This window comes from Phenylobacterium sp., from assembly GCF_004799395.1.
In the GTDB taxonomy this organism is placed as follows: Bacteria; Pseudomonadota; Alphaproteobacteria; order Caulobacterales; family Caulobacteraceae; genus Phenylobacterium.
The window spans coordinates 12,017-29,516 of record NZ_SSMZ01000016.1 but is presented as its reverse complement, the minus strand read 5'-3'; the positions used below and the strand labels follow the sequence as shown (position 1 = coordinate 29,516).

The following is a 17,500-nucleotide window of genomic DNA, read 5'->3' as shown; positions in this document are numbered from 1 at the left end:
GTGCGTTCCTGACGCATTGTCGGCTCCGGCGGTGGTGGGTTTGTCTTTGGAATCAGTGGTTTGAAACCACAGCATACGCGCCACCGCCGAGCTTCGCACTCGCGAATTCGTCGATTCAATCAATATTATCAATAGCTTGTCGTTTATGGACGGGAACTAGCTAGGCCTTATGCGCAAACTCGTCCTCCGCCTCGCCGCCACCGCCGCCCTCGCCGCCCCGCTGGCCGCCTCCGCAGCCGCCTCGCCCGCCGACCTGGTGATCTGGGGCGGCCCGATCTACACGGCGGTCGACGCCACGCCGAACGTCGAGGCGGTGGCCGTCAGCCATGGGCGGATCGCCTACGCGGGCGGCAAGGCCGGCGCGCAGGCGATGGTCGGACCCAAGACCCAGGTGATCGACCTGAAGGGCGCCGCGCTCTTCCCCGGCTTCACCGACAGCCACGCCCACCTGCGCGAGATCGGCGAACGGGAGCTGGTCCTGAACCTCGAAGGCTCGAAGTCCGCCGCCGAGGTCTCCCAACGGCTGAAGGCCTATATCGAGGCCAACCATCCCAAAGGCCTGGTCTATGGCCGCGGCTGGATCGAGACCGGCTGGCCCGAGGGCCGCTTCCTCGACAAGGCCGACATCGACGCCGCCGCGCCCGACACCCCGGTGATCCTGCAGCGAGCCGACGGCCACGCCATGACCGTCAACTCCGCGGCGCTGAAGGCCGCGCACATCGACGGCGCCACCGCCGCGCCCGCCGGCGGCCAGATCCTCAAAGGTCCCGACGGCCAGCCCACCGGCATGCTGGTGGACAACGCCATGGGACTGGTCCGGCCGCTGATGGGCGCGCCGACCCGCGAGCAGCGGCTGGAGCAGTTCAAGGCCGGCTTCCGGGTGGAGACCGCCTACGGCTGGACAGGCGTCCACTTCATGAGCGTCGCCTGGGATGACGTGCCGCTGATGGAGGAGATGGACCGGCAGGGCCTGGCGACCTTGCGGGTCTACGACATGGTCGACGCCGCCGAGGCGGGGCCGCTGTTCGCCGGCGGGCCGCGGGCCACGCCGGACGGGCGGATCACCACGCGCGGCATCAAGCTCTACATGGACGGCGCCCTGGGCTCGCGCGGCGCGGCCCTGTTCGAGCCCTATTCCGACGCGCCGGGTCTGAAGGGGACCTTCGTCACCGATCCCAAGGTGATGGCCGGCTACCTGGACCAGGCGCTGGCCAAGGGCATCCAGGTCTCCACCCACGCCATCGGCGACCGCGGCAATGCCACGGCGCTCGACCTCTATGAGCAGGCGTTCAAGGCTGATCCGGCCAAGGGCAAGGCGGCGCGCTGGCGGATCGAGCACGCGCAGATCCTGCGGCCCGCCGACATCCCGCGCTTCCACGCCGACGGGGTAATCGCCTCCATGCAGCCCAGCCACGCCATCGGCGACTTCCACTTCGCCCCGGCTCGCCTGGGCAAGGACCGGCTGAAGGGCGCCTACGCCTGGCAGAGCCTGTTAAAGTCCGGCGCCGTGGTGGTCGGCGGGTCCGACGCGCCGGTTGAGCGCGGGGCGCCGCTGATCGAGTTCTACGCCGCGGTGGCGCGCAAGGACCTGAGCGGTTTCTCCAACGCCGACTGGCATCCGGAGGAGAAGCTCAGCCGCGCCCAGGCGCTGAAGCTATTCACCTCGTCCGCCGCATACGCGCGGTTCGCGGAAAAGGATTTGGGGACGATCAGCGTCGGCAAGCGCGCCGACCTGTCCGGTTTCTCGGTGGACCTGATGACCGCGCCGGAGGCGGCGATCCCCAAGGGCCACGCCGTGCTGACCGTGGTCGACGGCAAGATCGTCTACGACAAACGCTAACTTTCAAGAGCGGCAGGGCGCAAAGGCCCCGCCGGCTCGAAGTTCAGTTAGATCTAGTCGTCGCCGTCGGTGATGTCGGCGATTCCGCCGCTCATCTTTTCGCCGAAAGCCGTGTTGACGACCTTGCCCTTGTCGATCTGGCCCGGGTGCGCCTTGCCGTCATCGACCTTCGCGGCCTTCGTGTGGCGTCTGTCATCCCCGTCGGCGATATCGGAGAGATGGCCGTCCATCTTCTCGCCAAAGGCTGAGTTGACGACCGTTCCCTTGTCTTTTTGGTTCGGCCGGGCCCGCGGGCCGTCGTTGCTCTTGGGATCTTCTGGGGTCTCGGCCATGGCGAATGCTCCTCGTCTTGAGCCGGTAACCTATGGGCAGTTCGAGGCGCTTTCAACTCGCGCGGCGCCATGAAGGCGCGCTAAGCCATCCGCGCTCAGCAAGGAGGCAAGAATGGCGGGAGGGTGGCTGATCGCGGTGCTGGTGGAGATCGCCGGCGAACCGAAGCCGCTGCGCCACTACTTCGCGGTCGGCCATGAAGACCAGGGCAAGGCCGAATGGACCGCCGTCGACTGGGCCCAGCGCACCGGCCGCGTGGCCTCAAGCCCGATGGGTGGCGAGGAGCCTGTGCAGGCCGTGCGGGCCCTAGCGCCGGCGAAGATGAAGATCCTCGGCCTGGCCCAGGGCGAGGTGCGCGAGCTGGGGTGGCGCCATCCGCGACGGTGGCTCACCGGCTAGGCGGCTCGCCGGTAGCGTGAGGCCGTTGCCAATTCTCGCGTGCAGAGCGACTTCAATTGAAGCATCGCCATAGGGGGACTAGGGTCCCGGCGTTAACGCTGATGGGCTGCGGGCCGGAGGGTTGGGCCCGGTCGGCGCCCCTCGGTGAGCACCAGACAGACAAGTCGCGTAGGCAGGTCGCGGCCGCGCGGTCCGATAGAGGCCGCGAACCGCAAGGGAAGGCTCCGGGGGGACATTCCATGGTCAAGATCACGCACCAGGGCGACGCCACGCTGCAGCGGCTGTGGGAGGCGATCGAGACTCGGCGGATCGGCCTGCTCGGGCTCACCAAGTCCGGACTGCACGCCCAGCCGATGCTGGCCTTCGTGGAGCGCCGGCGAAAGCGCCTGTGGTTCATCGCCCGCACCGACACCGACTTGGCGCAGAGCGTCGGCGACGGCGGATGTTGCGCCTTCGTGTTCCAGGACGGCGACCTGATCGCCTCCATCGGGGGCGCGCTCTGCCTGGTCGAGGACCGGCGCAGGATGGCGCGCTACTGGAACGCCGCGGTCGCCGCCTGGCTGCCGGAGGGCCTGCACGACCCGAAGCTGACCCTGCTGCGCATGGACTGCGTCGACGCCGAGGTCTGGATCGCCGGCATGGGCCTGACCAAGTTCACCTGGGAGATCGCCTGGGGCGCGGCGCCGCTGCAGCTGCTGGAGATGAGCGACCCCGCCCACGCCACCCTGCACTAACCGCGCCCGCTGGATTGCGGCCCAGGCTCAGATCGTGATTCGACCTACACAGCGTCGTAGCGGCGCGCATATGATCGTTTACGGTGGTATTCGAAGGTGTTCAGCTATTTAAAAGTCGACTCTCCGACATTTGGAAATGGCCCGAAGTCTCCGATTTTAGGCGTTTCCTTGAAGTATTTCTGACTTTTACCAATTCTCTTGCGGGAAGTGTCGAGTTCTCGACAGTCCTGGGCGCCTCGCGTCGATAACTTGAAACCCAAGCCGTAGACCGGCGTTTCGAGTCCCCGATGCAAAGGCCGCTCCCACAGGTGCACAACAAACTGCTCGCGTCGTTGGCGCCCGACGAATACGGGCTGCTGGCCCCTCATTTGGCGCAGATCGACCTGGAGCGAGGGCGGCTGCTCTACGATCCGGGCGACCGCGTCGATGTCGTCTACTTCCCCCACGACGGCGTCATTTCGCTGATGACCTTGATGGAGAACGGCGCGGCGATTGAAAGCACCACCATCGGCTGCGAGGGCGCCCTCGGCCTGATGGCCGCGGTAAGTCCGCGCCAGTCCTTGTCGCGGGCCATCGTCCAGACGCCCACCCGGGCCGCCCGGATCAGCGCCGCGCAGTTGCACGAAGCCTGGGAGAAGAGCCCGCGCATCCGCGACCTGGTCGACCGTCACTCAGAGGCGCTCTACGGCCACGCCATCCAGTCGGTGGCCTGCAACGCGCTGCATTCGGTGGAGGCGCGCTTCTGCCGCTGGCTCCTGACCTGCCACGACCGGATTTCTAACGACACGGTGGCGCTCACCCAGGAGTTCCTGGCTGACATGCTGGGGGTGCAGCGGACCACCGTGACCGCCGTCGCCCGCGCCCTTCAGGCCAATGGCGCGATCCGCTACCGCCGCGGCGTCGTCGACATCATCGACCGCAGCGTCCTCGAGCAACTGGCCTGCGAGTGCTACGGCGTCATCCGCCGCAACTACGAACGCCTGCTGCCGGAAGAGGGGTAGAGCTGGATTGACCCTTCCCGCTTGGCGGGAAAGGAACTTGCGCCGGTTCAAAATTCCCCGTTTCTTGAGGCGCACGGCAGGAACCGACCTGCCCGCCTCCCCTCCCGCGCATCCGAGAGACACCGATGAACCCCGCTCGCCGAAACATCCTGCTCGCCGCCGCCGCGGTCGCCGCGCTCGGCGTGGCCCCGGCGCTGGCCGCCCCGCTGGCGCAAAAGGGGCACAGGACGACGACGGCGCGGGCCCCGCTGAGCACGGGCGAGGCGCCGGTCCCCGCCGCCGACCTGGCGACGCCGAAGTACGGGACCTGGGGCTTCGACGTCTCGGGCATGGACACCTCGATCAAGCCCGGCGACGACTTCTTCAACTACGCCAACGGCAAGTGGGCGGCGCGCACCGAGATCCCGGCCGACCGCACCCGGTTCGGCAACTTCGACAAGCTGTCGGTGCTGTCGGAGAACCGCGCCCACGCCATCGACATGGACGCTGCGGCCGGCAAGCTCGCCGATAAGGACGCCGCCAAGATCGGCGCGGCCTACGCCTCCTTCATGAACGAGGCCCTGGCCGACAGGCTTGGCGCCTCGCCCATCCAACCGGAGTTGGCGCAGATCAAGGCCGCCAAGACCAAGGCCCAGTTCACCGCCCTGATGGCCAAGGCCAATTCCACCGGCTTCACCACCGTCTTCCCGGTGGGCATCACCATCGACGCCAAGAGCCCGAAGAAATACGCCGTGCATGCGGCCAACGGCGGCCTGGGCCTGCCCGACCGCGACTACTACCTGCAGGCCTCGTTCGCCGAGAAGAAGGCCAAGTACCAGGCCTACGTCGAGCAGATGCTGACGCTGGCCGGCTGGCCCAAGGCCGCCGAGAACGCCAAGGCGGTGGTCGAGTTCGAGACCCAGCTGGCCGAGGCCTCCTGGACCCGCGTCCAGCGGCGCGACCGCGACAAGACCTACAATCCCGCAACGCCCGCCGAGATGGACCAGCTTGCCCCTGACATCGGCTGGGCGAAGTACCTGGCCGAGGCCGGCCTGCCCAGCGTCAAGCGCGTGGTGGTGACCACCAACACCGCCTTCCCCAAGGTCGCCAAGATCTATGCCGACGCCCCGCTCGACACCCTGAAGGCCTGGCAGGCCTTCCACGTCACCGACGGCGCGGCGGCCTATTTGTCGAAGCCCTTCGTCGAGGCCCACTTCCAGTTCCGCAACAAGGAGCTGGCCGGCCAACCGGAGGAGCAGCCGCGCTGGAAGCGCGCGGTGGCCTTCACCAATGGGGTGATCGGCGAGTCGGTGGGCCGGGTCTATGTGGCGCGCTACTTCCCGCCCGCGGCCAAGGCCAAGATGGACGCCCTGGTGGGCGACATCCACACCGCGCTGCACGCCCGCATCGAGAAGCTCCCATGGATGAGCGACGCCACCAAGGCCAAGGCCCTGGAGAAGCTGGCGAAGTTCACCGTCAAGATCGGTTATCCGGCCAAGTGGCGCGACTATTCCAAACTGGTGCTGAAGCCGGACGACCTCTACGGCAACGTCCTGCGGTCCGGCGCCTACGAGTGGCGCAGGGACGTGGCGCGCCTGAACGGGCCGGTGGACAAGGCCGAGTGGGGCATGACCCCGCAGACGGTCAACGCCTACTACAACCCCTCCAACAACGAGATCGTCTTCCCGGCCGCGATCCTGGCGCCGCCGTTCTTCGATCCGGACGGGGACATGGCGATCAACTACGGCGGCATCGGCGGCGTGATCGGCCACGAGACCAGCCACGGCTTCGACGACCAGGGCCGCAAATCCAACGGCGACGGCCTTCTGACCGACTGGTGGACCGCCGAAGACGCGGCCAAGTTCAAGACCCAGACCGATCGCCTGGGCGCCCAGTACTCGGCCTTCGAGCCCCTCCCCGGCGCGCATGTCCAGGGCGGTCTGGTGATGGGCGAGAACATCGGAGACCTGGGCGGCTTGAGCCTGGCGCTGGACGCCTATCACGCCAGCCTGCACGGCAAGCCCGCGCCGGTGATTGACGGCCTGACCGGCGACCAGCGGGTGTTCCTGGGCTGGGCCCAGGTGTGGCGCGAGAAGATCCGCGAGGACACCCTTCGCCAGCGCCTGGCCACGGACCCGCACTCGCCGGCTGTCTATCGGGTGAACGGCACCATCCGCAACATCGACGGCTGGTACGCGGCCTTCGACGTGAAGCCGGGTGAGAAGCTCTACGTGGCGCCGGACCAGCGGGTCAGGATCTGGTGAGCCAAGCCATCCCTCCTCCTTGGGGGAGGGAGGCGCGCGCCGTCAGATGCCTTCGGCGAAGCCCAGGTAGCCTTGCGTCTCGGGCGCGCGGTGGCGATTGGTGACCATGCGCTGGTGCAGCAGCTTGATCCGGCGGCTGCCGCTCTTCTGGCAGGCGAAGGGCAGGATGGCGTGGATCAGGCAGGCGAAGGCGCCCACGAACATGGTGAGCGCGAACCAGGACGCCGAATGCATGTGCTCAAGATAGCTTTCGCCGACGCTTTCGGGATGCTCAGTGAAGGCGCGGAACATGGCGGAAGACCTCTGGTCTGAACGTCGGTCCATGATGAAGCGCCGGCGGAGAATATCATTGTCGGATTGGAGTCTCATCGGATGACGATGGGGAATTATGATCCCCAAATTCGAAGAATGACAGGAACAAACTTCTACATATTCCAAGTATTAACTAATTCCTAAGGCATGAATGCGCCTCCAGGAGAATCGGCCTCTGGCCCTTGTGGACCTTCCACAGGGCCGTTTCAGCGTTGAACCATTCGGCGCGGTCGACTTCCGGAAAGCTGGCCCGGCGCCCGGAGCGCGGCGGCCATTCGATCTCGAAGCTGTTGCTGACCACCGCGGAGACGTCGAGGTCTGCCGCCACCAGGAAAGCCAGGATCAGCTTGCCGCCCGCCGTCCGGCAAGGGCTCAGCGCCGCGGGCTCACCGACGATCTCCTGGCCGACCTCCTCGGCGAACTCGCGCCGGGCGGCGGTCCAGGGATCCTCGCCGTCCGCGATCAGGCCCTTCGGGATCGACCAGGCCGCCTGGTCTTTCCTGGCCCAGTAGGGGCCCCCGGGATGGACCAGCAGGAACTCCGGCCCCGTCGGGCCGCGCCGCCAGGCCAGGACGCCGGCGCTGGTCTCGCCCGCCACCTCAGGCGCCCGACGCCGCGACGAGCGCGGCCCCTGCCGGCCCGATCAGAAGGATGAAGAGGCGCCGCCACATGATCCGCCATCTGACACCGCGCCCGACCGACCGCCAACCCGGCTCTGGCCTTCGCGTACGGAACTGGCGAAAAGGCCCTGACCACCGCCGTCGGGGACGCCCTTGGACCAGCTGCATATCGAAACGCCCTACGTCCCCCATCGCGGCCTGCCGGCCAGCGGGCGCGAGACCTGGGTGAAGATGGACGCCTACCAGCCGACCGGCTCGTTCAAGATCCGCGGCGTCGGGCGGCTCTGCCAGGTCCTGAAAGCCGAGGGCGCGAGCGCGCTGGTCTCCTCATCCGGGGGCAACGCGGGCTATGCCGCGGCCTACGCCGGCCAGGCGCTGGGCGTTCCAGTGACGGTCATCGTCCCCTCCACCACGCCGGCGTTCATGCGCGAGAAGATTGCCGCCCTGGGCGCCTGCGTCGTGGTCGAAGGCGACGTCTGGGACCAGGCCGACGCCCTGGCCCGCGCCATCGCCGAGCGCGGCGAAGGGGCTTACGTCTCGCCTTTCGACCAGCCGCAACTCTGGGCCGGCCACTCAAGCCTGATCGACGAGATCGTCGCCCAGGGCCCGGTTCCGGACGCGGTGGTGGTGGCGGTGGGCGGCGGCGGGCTGATGTGCGGGGTCGCCGAGGGGCTGCAGCGACATGGCCTCAAGCATACGGCGATCGTGGCGGTGGAGACCACCGGCGCGGCGGCCCTTGCGCGGTCGATGGCAGCTGGAGAGCAGGTCACCCTCGCCGCCATCGAGACCATCGCCTCCAGCCTGGGCGCGCGGCGGGTGGCGGACGCCGCCTTCGCCTGGTCGCAAAGCCGGCCAGTGGTTCCGGTGGTGGTGTCGGACGCCGACGCCGTGCGGGCCTGCGCCCGGTTCGCCGACGACCATCTGGCGCTGGTGGAGCCCGCCTGCGGAGCGGCGCTCAGCCTCGCCTACGACGACCATCCGGCGCTGAGGCCCTTCGCGCGCGTGGCGGTGATCGCTTGCGGCGGGGTGGTGGTCAGCCTGGAGAAGCTGGCCGCCTGGCGAGCCCAGTTCGGGGTCTAGTGAAGCGAGACTTCCGCCTGGCGCGGCAGGCCGTAGGCGCGGACCGAGGCCGGCAGGCGCATCGCCATGCGCATCGCCTCGCGCATCGAGACGAAGGTGGTGGCCGCTTGCGGATCGGCGGTCCAGTCGGGCTGGCCGGTGTCGGACAGGATCAGGTAGCAGGGCGGCGCGCCGGGCCGCACGTCGGTGCGCGAGACGAGTGCTTGTGCGAGTTGGGGGTGGGTGAACGCGTCGGACATCTAGGCCTCCCTGGTGTTAACCAACGCTAGGCCCCATTTTCGAGCTCAACCATTCGTGGCGGTTCCCTAAGCAATTCTACGAGGGCGCGCGGCGCCGAAGGAGGTCACCCATGTCCGAAGCCCCATCGACCGCCGTGGGCGAAGCGGTGGTCGTCGCCGAGACCGGGCAAGGGCGGCTGCAGGTCGAGGCCCGCACGGCCTCCGGCGCCATCCTGATCGACGAGCCGATGTCGGTGGGCGGCCTGGGCTCCGGGCCCAATCCCTATGACCTGTTGAGCGCGGCGCTAGGCGCCTGCACCTCGATGACGCTTCGCCTCTATGCGGAACGCAAGGGCTGGCCGCTGGAGCGGGTGCAGGTCGGCGTCCTGCACCACCGCGCCGCATTGGCGGCCCGCGACCTGTTCGAACTGACCATCGCCCTCGAAGGCCCGCTGGACGCGGACCAGAAGGCGAGGCTGATGGAGATCGCCGAGCACTGTCCGGTGCACCGGACCCTGGACCGCGGCTCCGAGGTCAAGGTGGCCCTCGCGCCGTCCATCGCCGCCGAGCCGTCGCTGGCTGTCCCGCCCGAGCACATGCGCGACTGCCAGGCGGCCAGCGCCTAGCGCTCGCCGAGTACGAAAAAGCCCCGGCGCAGGCCGGGGCTTTCCGCAATGACTTAAGATCGAACCTAGGCGAGGACGGCGCGCGGGCGGCGACGCAGCACCGCGCCCAGGCCGCCGAAGCCCAGCAGCATCATCGCCCAGCTCGCCGGCTCCGGAACGGCGGTCGTGGACAAGCCGCTGGTGACGACGCGCAAGCCGCTCGGCGCGTTGTTGCCCGAGTTGCTCAGGTTGAAGCTGTAGACATAGGTTTGGCCAACCGTCGTGGCGACGGATTGGGTGAAGGTGTCGTAGGACCCGGCCACGACACCGGCGAATTCAAGCGAGTTCACGCCGGTGCCGTCATTGGCTTGGCCGGCCAGCGAGCCCGCGGGCGCAGCAATGAAGGTCCAGTTCTGACCGAGGAGGTTTACGCCGCCGCCGAACGCGAACACGTCGTTGTCACTGAGCTCAAATTCGCTGGGCACCTGGTAGCCCGCCACGGACAGGGTGGTCGTGGTGTCGTCCGCCACGAAGTCGAGGCTCACGGGGCCGCCGCCGGCCGGCATATCGACCAGATCCAGCAGGGTCGTGTCGGCGCGCGCGGGCGCCGAGATCGCGAGGGCCGCGCTGGCGAACAGGGCCATAGCGGCGAGATAGGTGGTCTTCCGGCTCATATCTGGTCTTCCCCGATTGCGCCCAAGAGGACGCGGACACCCGGCGACGATCGCCACTCCAACCCAATATGGGAAAACAAAGTTCTACGCTTTTGGATTCTCCTGTGTGGGGAAACGGGCCGGCAGGCCGGGGGAAATGAACCCCGAAATCCAGCTTGCGAGACTTACGCCTCAAAGCGCCCGGTGGGGTCACGATCGTGCTGGTAGCGTCTCGTGAGCGGGAATGGCGGCAACCAGGACTCGCGGCGGACGATCCAGCTTTCATAGGTCGGCGTCAGTTGGTCAGGGGCGTCCAGGGAACCCAGGTTCACTTCAATCTCGTCGGCGCTGCGCGCGAAAACGGACGAGCCGCAGCGGGGACAGAAGAACCGCCCGGCATAGTCGGCTGTCTCGCCCTCGATCGTCACCGCATCCTGAGGGAATATCGCGGAGGCATGGAACAGCGCCCCATGATGCTTGCGGCAGTCAAGGCAGTGACAGAGCCCGACCCGGTACGGGGGTCCCGAGGCGACAATCCGGACCCCGCCGCACAGGCAGCCGCCGGTGACTCGGTCCATGTCGGGCCTCCTCATGAAATGAAAGAGGAAATTGGAGCGGCCGGGGGGAATCGAACCCCCGACATTCAGCTTGGGAAGCTGACGTTCTACCTCTGAACTACGGCCGCGTTCACTAGTGTTTTCAGTATCTTGATCTTTACCAAATAGAACGAATTGAGAACGATTTCAGCCGTTTTTACAATCCGTTTTACACTTTGGTTCCGGAGGCGTTCCTCCCTAGCGTTTCAGTACCGGCCATTCAAGCCGCTCCGGTCTCCGACCGCTCCATTCTGGCCGCGATACCCTCCGCAATACGTTCGCGATCCACGTATCGCTTTCGGATCGCCCGAACCTTGTTGGGTTCCCAGCCCATGATGTCCGCCACTTCTTCATCCGTCAGGGGGACCTGGCAAAACCTGGTGACTGCGGTTCCACGTAGGTCATGAAAATGCTTTTCCACGCCCGCGGCTTTTGCCGCTTTGGCCCAAGTGGACCCCAGCCCATCTTTCTGCCAGGGGCCCTTTGAGGACGTCAGAACGAACGTGGATGGCACCTCCTGCCGGCTGTTCGACTCCCGAAGCCGCGAAGGCCGACAGCGAGGTCCACGCCGGATGGTCGGATATCCGTGGGCGACTAGGAAGCTTGCCGCGACCTCGGCCTCGGAGGCCGTGGCGAACCTAGCCGCTTCCCTCACCTAGGTTGTCTGAGGCGCGGGGGGTTGCGGCTTTGGCAGCCAGTTCCGCAATGCGACCCAAATCCCAGAACCTGCTGCCGAGATCGTCACATTTGCAACGAGCCCAAAGACCAACAGGAACAACAGTACGCCAATGGCTTGGCCAGGGCTGGTCGCGGCTGCGTTGTTCATCTTGAACACGCCGGGCGAGAGCAGCGCCACGAAGAGCCCAACGATTACCAAGGCGACCTGAAAGGTCGCTCCCACGGTGCAGCTGACCGCCACCAAGGCCCCAAACGACGCCGACCTCAAGCTATCCATCATCGCCCCCCATGCGCTTCGGTGGTGGATTGATACCGATAAACTAGAGGTTGTCTATTGACGCTCTGATGGGTGATGATTTGCGTCGATCACCGGAGAGTGGCGGCCCTTCACACCATCTGCCTTGAGCTTGGCTACCGCGCCCGCATCAATAGTTGCCGGGCGGCCCTGGTAGAGCCTCCGACTCGCCCCACAGGCGAGTCCTACGACTTTGGTCCTAGGTCTTTGGTCCGATTGTGCAGGCTCAGCATTTCAGCAACCCTGGGTCGTCGCCGCCAGGGGGCGGCTGGAGACACGCCATGCGCCTCACCGCCCTTCTCGCCGCCGCCAGCGTCGCGGTCGCCGTCACCACCGCGGCCGCCCCGGCGGCCCACGCAACCGCCTGGGAGGCGTCCAACTTCGCCATCGCTTGCGGCGGCACGCTGAATGGCCAGTTCGACACCGACGCGACCGGCGAGGTCACCTTCAGCCGCCTGCAGGAGTCCGGCGGCTGCACGCCCGGCGACTACAGCACCGACACGTTCCAGGCGGTTCACGGCTATTTCAACCTCTACAACATCGCGCCGGACGCGTTTTCGATGTCGTCGGTCTACTTCGGCGACAACATCTTCCTGCAGTTCGCCAGCGACCTGGTGGGCCCCACCGGCACGACGATCCAGATCGTGCCGACCGCCCAGGGCGGCAGCTTCAAGCTCGACGGCTATGGCGACTTCATCGACATCACTCAGGGCACCGTCACCGCACTGCCCGAACCCGCGACCTGGGGCCTGATGCTGCTGGGCTTCGGCGGCCTGGGCGCCGTGCTCCGCCGCCGCCGGGCGGATCTGGCGCTCGCCGCCGCCTGACCGATCCCCGAAGGCTGGACCGAACGCCGGCGGCCGCGAGGCCGGCGGCGTTCGGCTGCGCGGTCCCAGATAAGCGCAGCCGCTTTCAGGTCCGCTGGATTGCCGTAGGATCGCCGGCTCCGCTACAAGCGCTCAAACAGCCGTTTCAGGGATGCCTGCGTGACCGACCTGCTCGAGCCGATGACCCTGGTCCACGGACCGACGCTGAAGAACCGCCTGGTGCTGGCGCCGCTGACCAATCTGCAGAGCCATCCCGACGGGACCCTGTCGGACGACGAGTTCAGGTGGCTAACGTTCCGCGCGGAGGGCGGCTTTGCGCTGACCATGACCTGCGCGGCGCATGTGCAGCGAGTGGGCCAGGGCTTCCCCGGGCAGTTGGGCGTGTTCGGCGACGAGCATCTGCCGGGGCTGACGCGGCTGGCGGCGCGGATCAGGGAACTGGGCAGCGTGGCGGTGGTCCAGCTGCACCACGCGGGCATGCGCTCGCCGAAGGAGCTGATCGGCGAGGCGCCGCACTGCCCGTCCGACAACGCCGAGACCGGGGCCCGGGCGCTCAGCCTGGCCGAAGTCGAGCAGCTGCGCGACGACTTCATCGCCGCGGCGGTGCGGGCCGAGACCGCCGGCTTCCAGGGGGCCGAGCTCCACGGCGCCCACGGCTATGTGCTGGCCCAGTTCCTGAGCCCGGAGGTCAACCAGCGCACCGACCGCTACGGCGGAAGCGTCGAGAACCGCGCGCGCATCGTCCATGAGATCATCGACGGCGTCCGCGCCAGCACCGGTGCGGATTTCAGCCTGGGCCTGCGGATTTCGCCCGAGCGGTTCGGGCTGAAACTGGCGGAGATCGTCGAGGTCGCCCGCGGCGTGCTGGCCGACGGCAAGATCGACTACCTGGACCTGTCGCTCTGGGACTACGCCAAGGAGCCCATGGAAGAGGAATTCCAGGGCCGCAGCCTGATGAGCTATTTCGCCGCGCTGCCGCGCGGGGCCGTGCGCGTGGGTTGTGCGGGCAAGGTGATGACGCCCGCCGACGCGCGCGCCTGCCTGGAGCGGGGCATGGACTATGTGCTCCTGGGGCGCGCGGCGATCCTGCACCACGACTGGCCGAAGAAGTATGCGGCGGACCCCGAATTCACGCCCATCGCCCTTCCGGTCAGCGCCGACCACCTGCGCGCCGAGGGCCTGGGCCCCGCCTTCGTGAAGTACATGCAGACCTGGAAGGGCTTCGTCGCAGAGCCGGAAACCGAGCCGGCGTGACGCTCAAAAATCTCCCCCGATAGCGGCAGCGTTCGGGGGAGGTGGCAGCGAAGCTGACGGAGGGGGCGTTGGGGCCATGCTTCGAAGTCGGTGCAACTGCAGCTCCCCCTCCACCGCTTCGCGGTCCCCCTCCGCCCGCTTCGCGGGGGAGGTTTTGGCGGCGTCGGCGTTGACGGGGAACCTTGCGCGCCGCACGCTGGGCGCAACGATCAGAGGAGGCCCACATGGCCGACGGTGAAGTGGTCCTGGACCGCGCGAAATTCCACGCCATGACCGAGGGCACGCAGGAGGACTGGGCCGCCATCGGCCGCGCCGCCGCCCCGCATCGCGGCGAACTGGCCGACCGGCTGCTGGCGCACCTGAAGCTCCTGGACAACGACCACGGCGGCTTCGCGGTCGACCGGCTGGAGCATTCGCTGCAGACCGCCACGCGGGCGCATCGCGACGGGCGGGACGAGGAATATGTGGTCTGCGCCCTGATGCACGACATCGGCGACATCCTGATGCCGGCCAATCACGCCGAGCTCGGGGCCACGATCCTCAAGCCCTACGTCTCCGAGGCCAACCACTGGATGATGGACAAGCACGGGGTCTTCCAGGGCTATTACTTCTTCCACTACATCGGCCTGGACCGCGACATGCGCGAGCAGTTCCGGGGCCATCCGCACTTCGAATACTGCGCCCAGTTCTGCCACCTCTACGACCAGAACAGCTTCGACCCGGCCTATGACACCATGCCGCTGGAGGCCTTCGAGCCGATGCTGCGGCGGGTGACGGCGGCGCCGAAAACCTCGATCTACAAGGCCGACTAGCTCTCGAAGATCGCCTCGATCGGCATCCCGAAAAGCGCCGCGATCTTGAAGGCCAGCGGCAGGGACGGGTCGTACTTGCCGGTCTCGATGGCGTTGACGCTCTGGCGCGAGACCTCGAGGCGATCGGCGAGGTCGGCCTGGCTCCAGTCACGCTCGGCGCGCAGGACCTTCAGGCGGTTCTTCACTGGTATCTCCAGTAGACCAGCGGCGTCGAGATTCCCTGGGCGACGACATAGAGGGTCGCCACATGGTAGAGCGGGACCATCGGCGCGCCGGCCAGCACTTCCAGGAAGCCATAGACGGTGGTCACCGCCAGGATGACCGCCAGCGCGCAGAGCATGCTGATCATCAGCATCCGGCGGTGAAACTCGTCGGTCTCTTCCACCAGATAGCGGGCGTTGATCCAGAGGACGCCGAGCAGCGGCAAGGCGGGGGCAACGGCGGCGGCGTACCTTAGCAGACCTGTCGGCGGGTGGGTCCCGAACAGCCACAACGTGCCGGCCAGGACAGCGGCATAGACGCCGAGGGCAGGCCAGACGCGCCGCTGGTGGCGCTTCATGGCCGGCGACCAGGCGGCCGGCCCGCGGCGCCGCGGTCCGGCCGAGCCGTTTGCAGGGCTCATTGGACAGTCTCCTTGTCTGAATGACAAGGAAACATGACATCTATTTTCTGTCAAGTACACATGACAAAAAGTCAGCTTTCCTTCCCATTTCTGGGGAACGGAAGAGGCGCTAGTCGCCCCAGATGCGGAAGTGCTTGGAGAGCTTGAGGCCCTGGCGCTGGTAGTGCGAGCCAAGGTCGCCGTAGAGCCGGTCGGGCTTTTCCGTCAGCGGCTCGTAGACCAGCCGCGCCACCGTCTGGCCGTCCTCCAGGATGAAGGGCGTCTCGTGGCTGCGCACCTCAAGCACGCCGCGCGAGCCCTTGCCGTGGGCCTCGTCCGTGCCGAACCCGGGGTCGAAGAAGCCGGCGTAGTGCACCCGGAACTCGCCCACCGAGGGGTCGATGGGGGTCATCTCGGCGGCTTCCATCACCGGGATCTCCACCGCGGCCTTGGAGGCCAGGATGTAGAACTCGCCGGGGTCGAGCAGCAGCTGGCCGTCCTTGGGATGCAGCGGCTCCCAGAAATCGCGCGGGTTGTGGCCGTCTTCCTTGTCCAGGTCGACGAGGCCGGCGTGGCGGCGGCCGCGGAAGCCGGCGATCTCGCCGGTCAGGTCGACGCCGACGCTTTCGGTGCGCAGGCGCGGCGGGTCGCCGGCCTTGAGCCGCAGCTGGTTCAGCCGCGTACCGGCGCGCACCAGCACCGAGAAGGTCTGTGGCGCGATCTCCAGATAGAGCGGCCCGTCGTAGTGGCTGTCCACGTCGTCGAAGCGGTTTCCGCGGTCGGTCAGCAGCCGCACGAACACGTCGACACGGCCCGTGGAGCTCTTCGGATTGGCCCGCGCCGAGACGCCGGCCGGCAGCCTCAGCCGCTCCTGCAGCTCGGCGATGTAGACGCAGCCGCGCTCCAGCACCGCGCCCACGGTCAGGTTGACCTCGTGCATGGCGACCTCGGCGATCCGCTCGCGCACCGTGTGGCGGCCGGGGAGGAAGGAGGCGCGCACCCGCCAGGCGCGAGCGCCCAGGCGCAGGTCCAGGCTGGCCGGCTGGACCTGGTCGAATTCAAAGGCGCTTTCGGCCTCGATCGCGCGGTTGGCGATCAAGGCGTCGATGGCTTGGCAGGGCAGGATGCCCGGGCGGGTCAGTTCGCTCATGGGCGGCGAAGCGTTAGCGCAGACGGCGAAGGTTGCAAGGGGTGGGGTGTGCAGGGGCCGCCGCGGCGCAGACGCCGCTCGATCAATTTCCGCCTTTGGCGGCCGCCTCCTGCAGCCGGGCGCCGCGAAGGATGCCTGCCATCGCGTAGTTCCCCTCATGGCAGGCGTATTCGTAGATCTGCCCCTTGGCGGGCTTGAAGGAATACTCGCCCGACCAGGCTTGCGTGTAGTGCACCGGATCCTCGACCTTGAACTGATAGAGCAGTTCGTTCTTGGCGATCCGCGTGAACCGTTCCGTCACTGTGCCCTGCGATGAGACGGGCGTCAGGGTCCGCCCTTCCTGGATGGGGTTCACGTTCTTCGTCTCGGCGACCAGCGTGTCGCCTTCCCACCAGGCCACCGTATCGCCCAGCCAGGGCCTGATCGCGGCAGGCTGGTGAGACGCGCGGGCCTTTTCGGCGGAGGCGAAGATCGGGGCGACCCGGACGTCGTGGTTCATCTCCAGGTCGATCACGAAATAGCCGGGCGTGACGACGAAGCTGTAGTTGTTGTTGTAGATCGCGTTGAGCATGACCGGCCCGCCGGCGTCGCTCTGCGCGATCAGGCAGCGCTCGCGCAGCGGAAGGTCCTCCGGCCCGACGTAGGCGCCTTTTCCGGACTGATACTCGGCCCCGTCGCGGATCGTCAGCGCCAGGCTTTTCGCGCGATCGCGGAACGGCATCTTCCCATCGGCGGGGCTGGTGATGAAGGAGGAGCGCGCTTCGCCGCGGACGCGCATCAGCCCGTCACCGGAATCGATCCAGAACGAATTGTATCCGGCCGTGGCGTCCTCGTCCTTGAAGGCGCCCCTGCTGAGATCCGAATTCCCGTTCGCCGCCGCGCGCCGTGTTGTCGTCGCTTTCGCCACCGCCTCCGCCTGCGCCTTCGAGACGACAAGCTGGGAGAAGGTCGCGGGTCGCTCGAGCCGGGTGACGGTTGCGTTCGTCCAGACCCCCTCGAAATTGCGCGCCAAGGCCTTGGGCGCGGCGGCTTCAGGCTGTGACGCCTGGCCTTGTGTTTGGGCGAAGGCCGGACCTGCGAGCAGCACGGCCAGCATTGCGGCCGCAGATATCGAGCCTCTTGTCATCGCAGCGTCCTCCTCGGCTTCGTTCCCTGCCGGCCCTTTGCCGGGCCTTGGGCGTAGTTACTCACTCCCAAGCCGCGATGGATAGCCACGACGGGCGCAGGCGACGAGGCTTGCCCCTCATCAACG

Annotated in this window: 20 protein-coding genes and 1 tRNA gene; 10 read left to right on the top strand and 11 right to left on the bottom strand. The window is 67.4% G+C overall.

Features of this window, described 5'->3' with window-relative positions:
• Positions 1 to 169: 169 nt before the first annotated feature.
• Complete coding sequence (locus E8A12_RS01135; RefSeq protein ID WP_293365917.1) at positions 170 to 1,840, top strand: amidohydrolase; 1,671 nt, start codon at positions 170 to 172, stop codon at positions 1,838 to 1,840.
• Between the two features lie 53 nt (positions 1,841 to 1,893).
• Here E8A12_RS01135 and E8A12_RS01130 read toward each other — a convergent pair whose 3' ends face one another.
• Positions 1,894 to 2,172, bottom strand: a complete 279-nt coding sequence (locus E8A12_RS01130; RefSeq protein WP_293365916.1) for a hypothetical protein — start codon at positions 2,170 to 2,172, stop codon at positions 1,894 to 1,896.
• A gap of 112 nt (positions 2,173 to 2,284) precedes the next feature.
• Between E8A12_RS01130 and E8A12_RS01125 the strand changes: the two genes are divergently transcribed.
• From E8A12_RS01125 to E8A12_RS01110, 4 genes are all read left to right on the top strand, one after another.
• Positions 2,285 to 2,569 carry a hypothetical protein gene (locus E8A12_RS01125; protein ID WP_293365915.1) on the top strand — a complete coding sequence of 95 codons (285 nt, stop codon included), beginning with the start codon at positions 2,285 to 2,287 and terminating at the stop codon, positions 2,567 to 2,569.
• A gap of 239 nt (positions 2,570 to 2,808) precedes the next feature.
• Positions 2,809 to 3,303 (top strand): pyridoxamine 5'-phosphate oxidase family protein, encoded by a 495-nt coding sequence (locus tag E8A12_RS01120; RefSeq protein ID WP_293365914.1) that lies wholly within the window; start codon positions 2,809 to 2,811, stop codon positions 3,301 to 3,303.
• Between the two features lie 287 nt (positions 3,304 to 3,590).
• On the top strand, positions 3,591 to 4,304 hold the full coding sequence (locus tag E8A12_RS01115) for a Crp/Fnr family transcriptional regulator (protein WP_293365913.1): 714 nt from the start codon (positions 3,591 to 3,593) through the stop codon (positions 4,302 to 4,304).
• A 125-nt stretch (positions 4,305 to 4,429) separates the two neighbouring features.
• A complete protein-coding gene (locus E8A12_RS01110; protein WP_293365912.1) occupies positions 4,430 to 6,547 on the top strand; it encodes a M13-type metalloendopeptidase in 2,118 nt (705 codons plus the stop codon).
• A gap of 42 nt (positions 6,548 to 6,589) precedes the next feature.
• On the opposite strand, the gene E8A12_RS01105 is transcribed toward E8A12_RS01110, so the two are convergent.
• Both E8A12_RS01105 and E8A12_RS01100 read right to left on the bottom strand, forming a co-directional pair.
• Positions 6,590 to 6,871 (bottom strand): DUF6356 family protein, encoded by a 282-nt coding sequence (locus E8A12_RS01105; protein ID WP_293365911.1) that lies wholly within the window; start codon positions 6,869 to 6,871, stop codon positions 6,590 to 6,592.
• A gap of 121 nt (positions 6,872 to 6,992) precedes the next feature.
• Complete coding sequence (locus E8A12_RS01100) at positions 6,993 to 7,457, bottom strand: NUDIX domain-containing protein (protein WP_293365910.1); 465 nt, start codon at positions 7,455 to 7,457, stop codon at positions 6,993 to 6,995.
• Between the two features lie 175 nt (positions 7,458 to 7,632).
• On the opposite strand from E8A12_RS01100, the gene E8A12_RS01095 reads away from it, so the two are divergent.
• Positions 7,633 to 8,559 (top strand): pyridoxal-phosphate dependent enzyme, encoded by a 927-nt coding sequence (locus E8A12_RS01095; RefSeq protein ID WP_293365909.1) that lies wholly within the window; start codon positions 7,633 to 7,635, stop codon positions 8,557 to 8,559.
• Here E8A12_RS01095 and E8A12_RS01090 read toward each other — a convergent pair.
• Entirely contained in the window at positions 8,556 to 8,798 is a 243-nt protein-coding gene (locus tag E8A12_RS01090; RefSeq protein WP_293365908.1) for a hypothetical protein, read from the bottom strand. The two genes, E8A12_RS01095 and E8A12_RS01090, sit on opposite strands and share 4 nt — an antisense overlap.
• A 110-nt stretch (positions 8,799 to 8,908) precedes the next feature.
• On the opposite strand from E8A12_RS01090, the gene E8A12_RS01085 reads away from it, so the two are divergent.
• Positions 8,909 to 9,403 (top strand): OsmC family protein, encoded by a 495-nt coding sequence (locus E8A12_RS01085; protein ID WP_293365907.1) that lies wholly within the window; start codon positions 8,909 to 8,911, stop codon positions 9,401 to 9,403.
• A 65-nt stretch (positions 9,404 to 9,468) separates the two neighbouring features.
• Here E8A12_RS01085 and E8A12_RS01080 read toward each other — a convergent pair whose 3' ends face one another.
• The 3 genes from E8A12_RS01080 to E8A12_RS01070 all read right to left on the bottom strand — a co-directional run bounded on the left by E8A12_RS01080 (position 9,469) and on the right by E8A12_RS01070 (position 10,720).
• Complete coding sequence (locus E8A12_RS01080; protein WP_293365906.1) at positions 9,469 to 10,056, bottom strand: PEPxxWA-CTERM sorting domain-containing protein; 588 nt, start codon at positions 10,054 to 10,056, stop codon at positions 9,469 to 9,471.
• A gap of 164 nt (positions 10,057 to 10,220) precedes the next feature.
• Positions 10,221 to 10,613, bottom strand: a complete 393-nt coding sequence (locus E8A12_RS01075) for a GFA family protein (protein ID WP_293365905.1) — start codon at positions 10,611 to 10,613, stop codon at positions 10,221 to 10,223.
• Between the two features lie 32 nt (positions 10,614 to 10,645).
• Positions 10,646 to 10,720: transfer RNA gene (locus tag E8A12_RS01070), tRNA-Gly, on the bottom strand.
• Between the two features lie 1,165 nt (positions 10,721 to 11,885).
• Between E8A12_RS01070 and E8A12_RS01065 the strand changes: the two genes are divergently transcribed.
• From E8A12_RS01065 to E8A12_RS01055, 3 genes are all read left to right on the top strand, one after another.
• A complete protein-coding gene (locus tag E8A12_RS01065) occupies positions 11,886 to 12,431 on the top strand; it encodes a PEPxxWA-CTERM sorting domain-containing protein (RefSeq protein ID WP_293365904.1) in 546 nt (181 codons plus the stop codon).
• 159 nt (positions 12,432 to 12,590) lie between these two features.
• Positions 12,591 to 13,685, top strand: coding sequence for an NADH:flavin oxidoreductase (locus E8A12_RS01060; protein ID WP_293365903.1), 1,095 nt, complete (start codon positions 12,591 to 12,593; stop codon positions 13,683 to 13,685).
• A 224-nt stretch (positions 13,686 to 13,909) separates the two neighbouring features.
• Positions 13,910 to 14,497, top strand: coding sequence for an HD domain-containing protein (locus tag E8A12_RS01055; protein WP_293365902.1), 588 nt, complete (start codon positions 13,910 to 13,912; stop codon positions 14,495 to 14,497).
• On the opposite strand, the gene E8A12_RS01050 is transcribed toward E8A12_RS01055, so the two are convergent.
• The 4 genes from E8A12_RS01050 to E8A12_RS01035 all read right to left on the bottom strand — a co-directional run bounded on the left by E8A12_RS01050 (position 14,494) and on the right by E8A12_RS01035 (position 17,374).
• A complete protein-coding gene (locus E8A12_RS01050; protein WP_293365901.1) occupies positions 14,494 to 14,682 on the bottom strand; it encodes a helix-turn-helix transcriptional regulator in 189 nt (62 codons plus the stop codon). The genes E8A12_RS01055 and E8A12_RS01050 overlap by 4 nt on opposite strands.
• Positions 14,679 to 15,119 carry a hypothetical protein gene (locus E8A12_RS01045; protein ID WP_293365900.1) on the bottom strand — a complete coding sequence of 147 codons (441 nt, stop codon included), beginning with the start codon at positions 15,117 to 15,119 and terminating at the stop codon, positions 14,679 to 14,681. Before E8A12_RS01045 ends, E8A12_RS01050 begins: the two co-directional genes overlap by 4 nt.
• Before the next feature lie 109 nt (positions 15,120 to 15,228).
• A complete protein-coding gene (locus E8A12_RS01040) occupies positions 15,229 to 16,248 on the bottom strand; it encodes a 2'-deoxycytidine 5'-triphosphate deaminase (protein WP_293365899.1) in 1,020 nt (339 codons plus the stop codon).
• An 82-nt stretch (positions 16,249 to 16,330) separates the two neighbouring features.
• The gene (locus tag E8A12_RS01035; RefSeq protein WP_293365898.1) at positions 16,331 to 17,374 is read right to left on the bottom strand and encodes a hypothetical protein; all 1,044 of its coding nucleotides are present in this window, start codon (positions 17,372 to 17,374) and stop codon (positions 16,331 to 16,333) included.
• Between the last annotated feature and the right edge of the window lie 126 nt (positions 17,375 to 17,500).

Coding starts and splice junctions, on each gene's coding strand:
- E8A12_RS01125 (WP_293365915.1), top strand. CDS start 2,285: ATGGCGGGAGGGTGGCTGATCGCGGTGCTGGTGGAGATCGCCGGCGAA.
- E8A12_RS01135 (WP_293365917.1), top strand. CDS start 170: ATGCGCAAACTCGTCCTCCGCCTCGCCGCCACCGCCGCCCTCGCCGCC.
- E8A12_RS01105 (WP_293365911.1), bottom strand. CDS start 6,871: ATGGACCGACGTTCAGACCAGAGGTCTTCCGCCATGTTCCGCGCCTTC.
- E8A12_RS01115 (WP_293365913.1), top strand. CDS start 3,591: ATGCAAAGGCCGCTCCCACAGGTGCACAACAAACTGCTCGCGTCGTTG.
- E8A12_RS01080 (WP_293365906.1), bottom strand. CDS start 10,056: ATGAGCCGGAAGACCACCTATCTCGCCGCTATGGCCCTGTTCGCCAGC.
- E8A12_RS01035 (WP_293365898.1), bottom strand. CDS start 17,374: ATGACAAGAGGCTCGATATCTGCGGCCGCAATGCTGGCCGTGCTGCTC.
- E8A12_RS01120 (WP_293365914.1), top strand. CDS start 2,809: ATGGTCAAGATCACGCACCAGGGCGACGCCACGCTGCAGCGGCTGTGG.
- E8A12_RS01065 (WP_293365904.1), top strand. CDS start 11,886: ATGCGCCTCACCGCCCTTCTCGCCGCCGCCAGCGTCGCGGTCGCCGTC.
- E8A12_RS01085 (WP_293365907.1), top strand. CDS start 8,909: ATGTCCGAAGCCCCATCGACCGCCGTGGGCGAAGCGGTGGTCGTCGCC.
- E8A12_RS01075 (WP_293365905.1), bottom strand. CDS start 10,613: ATGGACCGAGTCACCGGCGGCTGCCTGTGCGGCGGGGTCCGGATTGTC.
- E8A12_RS01040 (WP_293365899.1), bottom strand. CDS start 16,248: ATGAGCGAACTGACCCGCCCGGGCATCCTGCCCTGCCAAGCCATCGAC.
- E8A12_RS01130 (WP_293365916.1), bottom strand. CDS start 2,172: ATGGCCGAGACCCCAGAAGATCCCAAGAGCAACGACGGCCCGCGGGCC.
- E8A12_RS01045 (WP_293365900.1), bottom strand. CDS start 15,119: ATGAGCCCTGCAAACGGCTCGGCCGGACCGCGGCGCCGCGGGCCGGCC.
- E8A12_RS01090 (WP_293365908.1), bottom strand. CDS start 8,798: ATGTCCGACGCGTTCACCCACCCCCAACTCGCACAAGCACTCGTCTCG.
- E8A12_RS01055 (WP_293365902.1), top strand. CDS start 13,910: ATGGCCGACGGTGAAGTGGTCCTGGACCGCGCGAAATTCCACGCCATG.
- E8A12_RS01110 (WP_293365912.1), top strand. CDS start 4,430: ATGAACCCCGCTCGCCGAAACATCCTGCTCGCCGCCGCCGCGGTCGCC.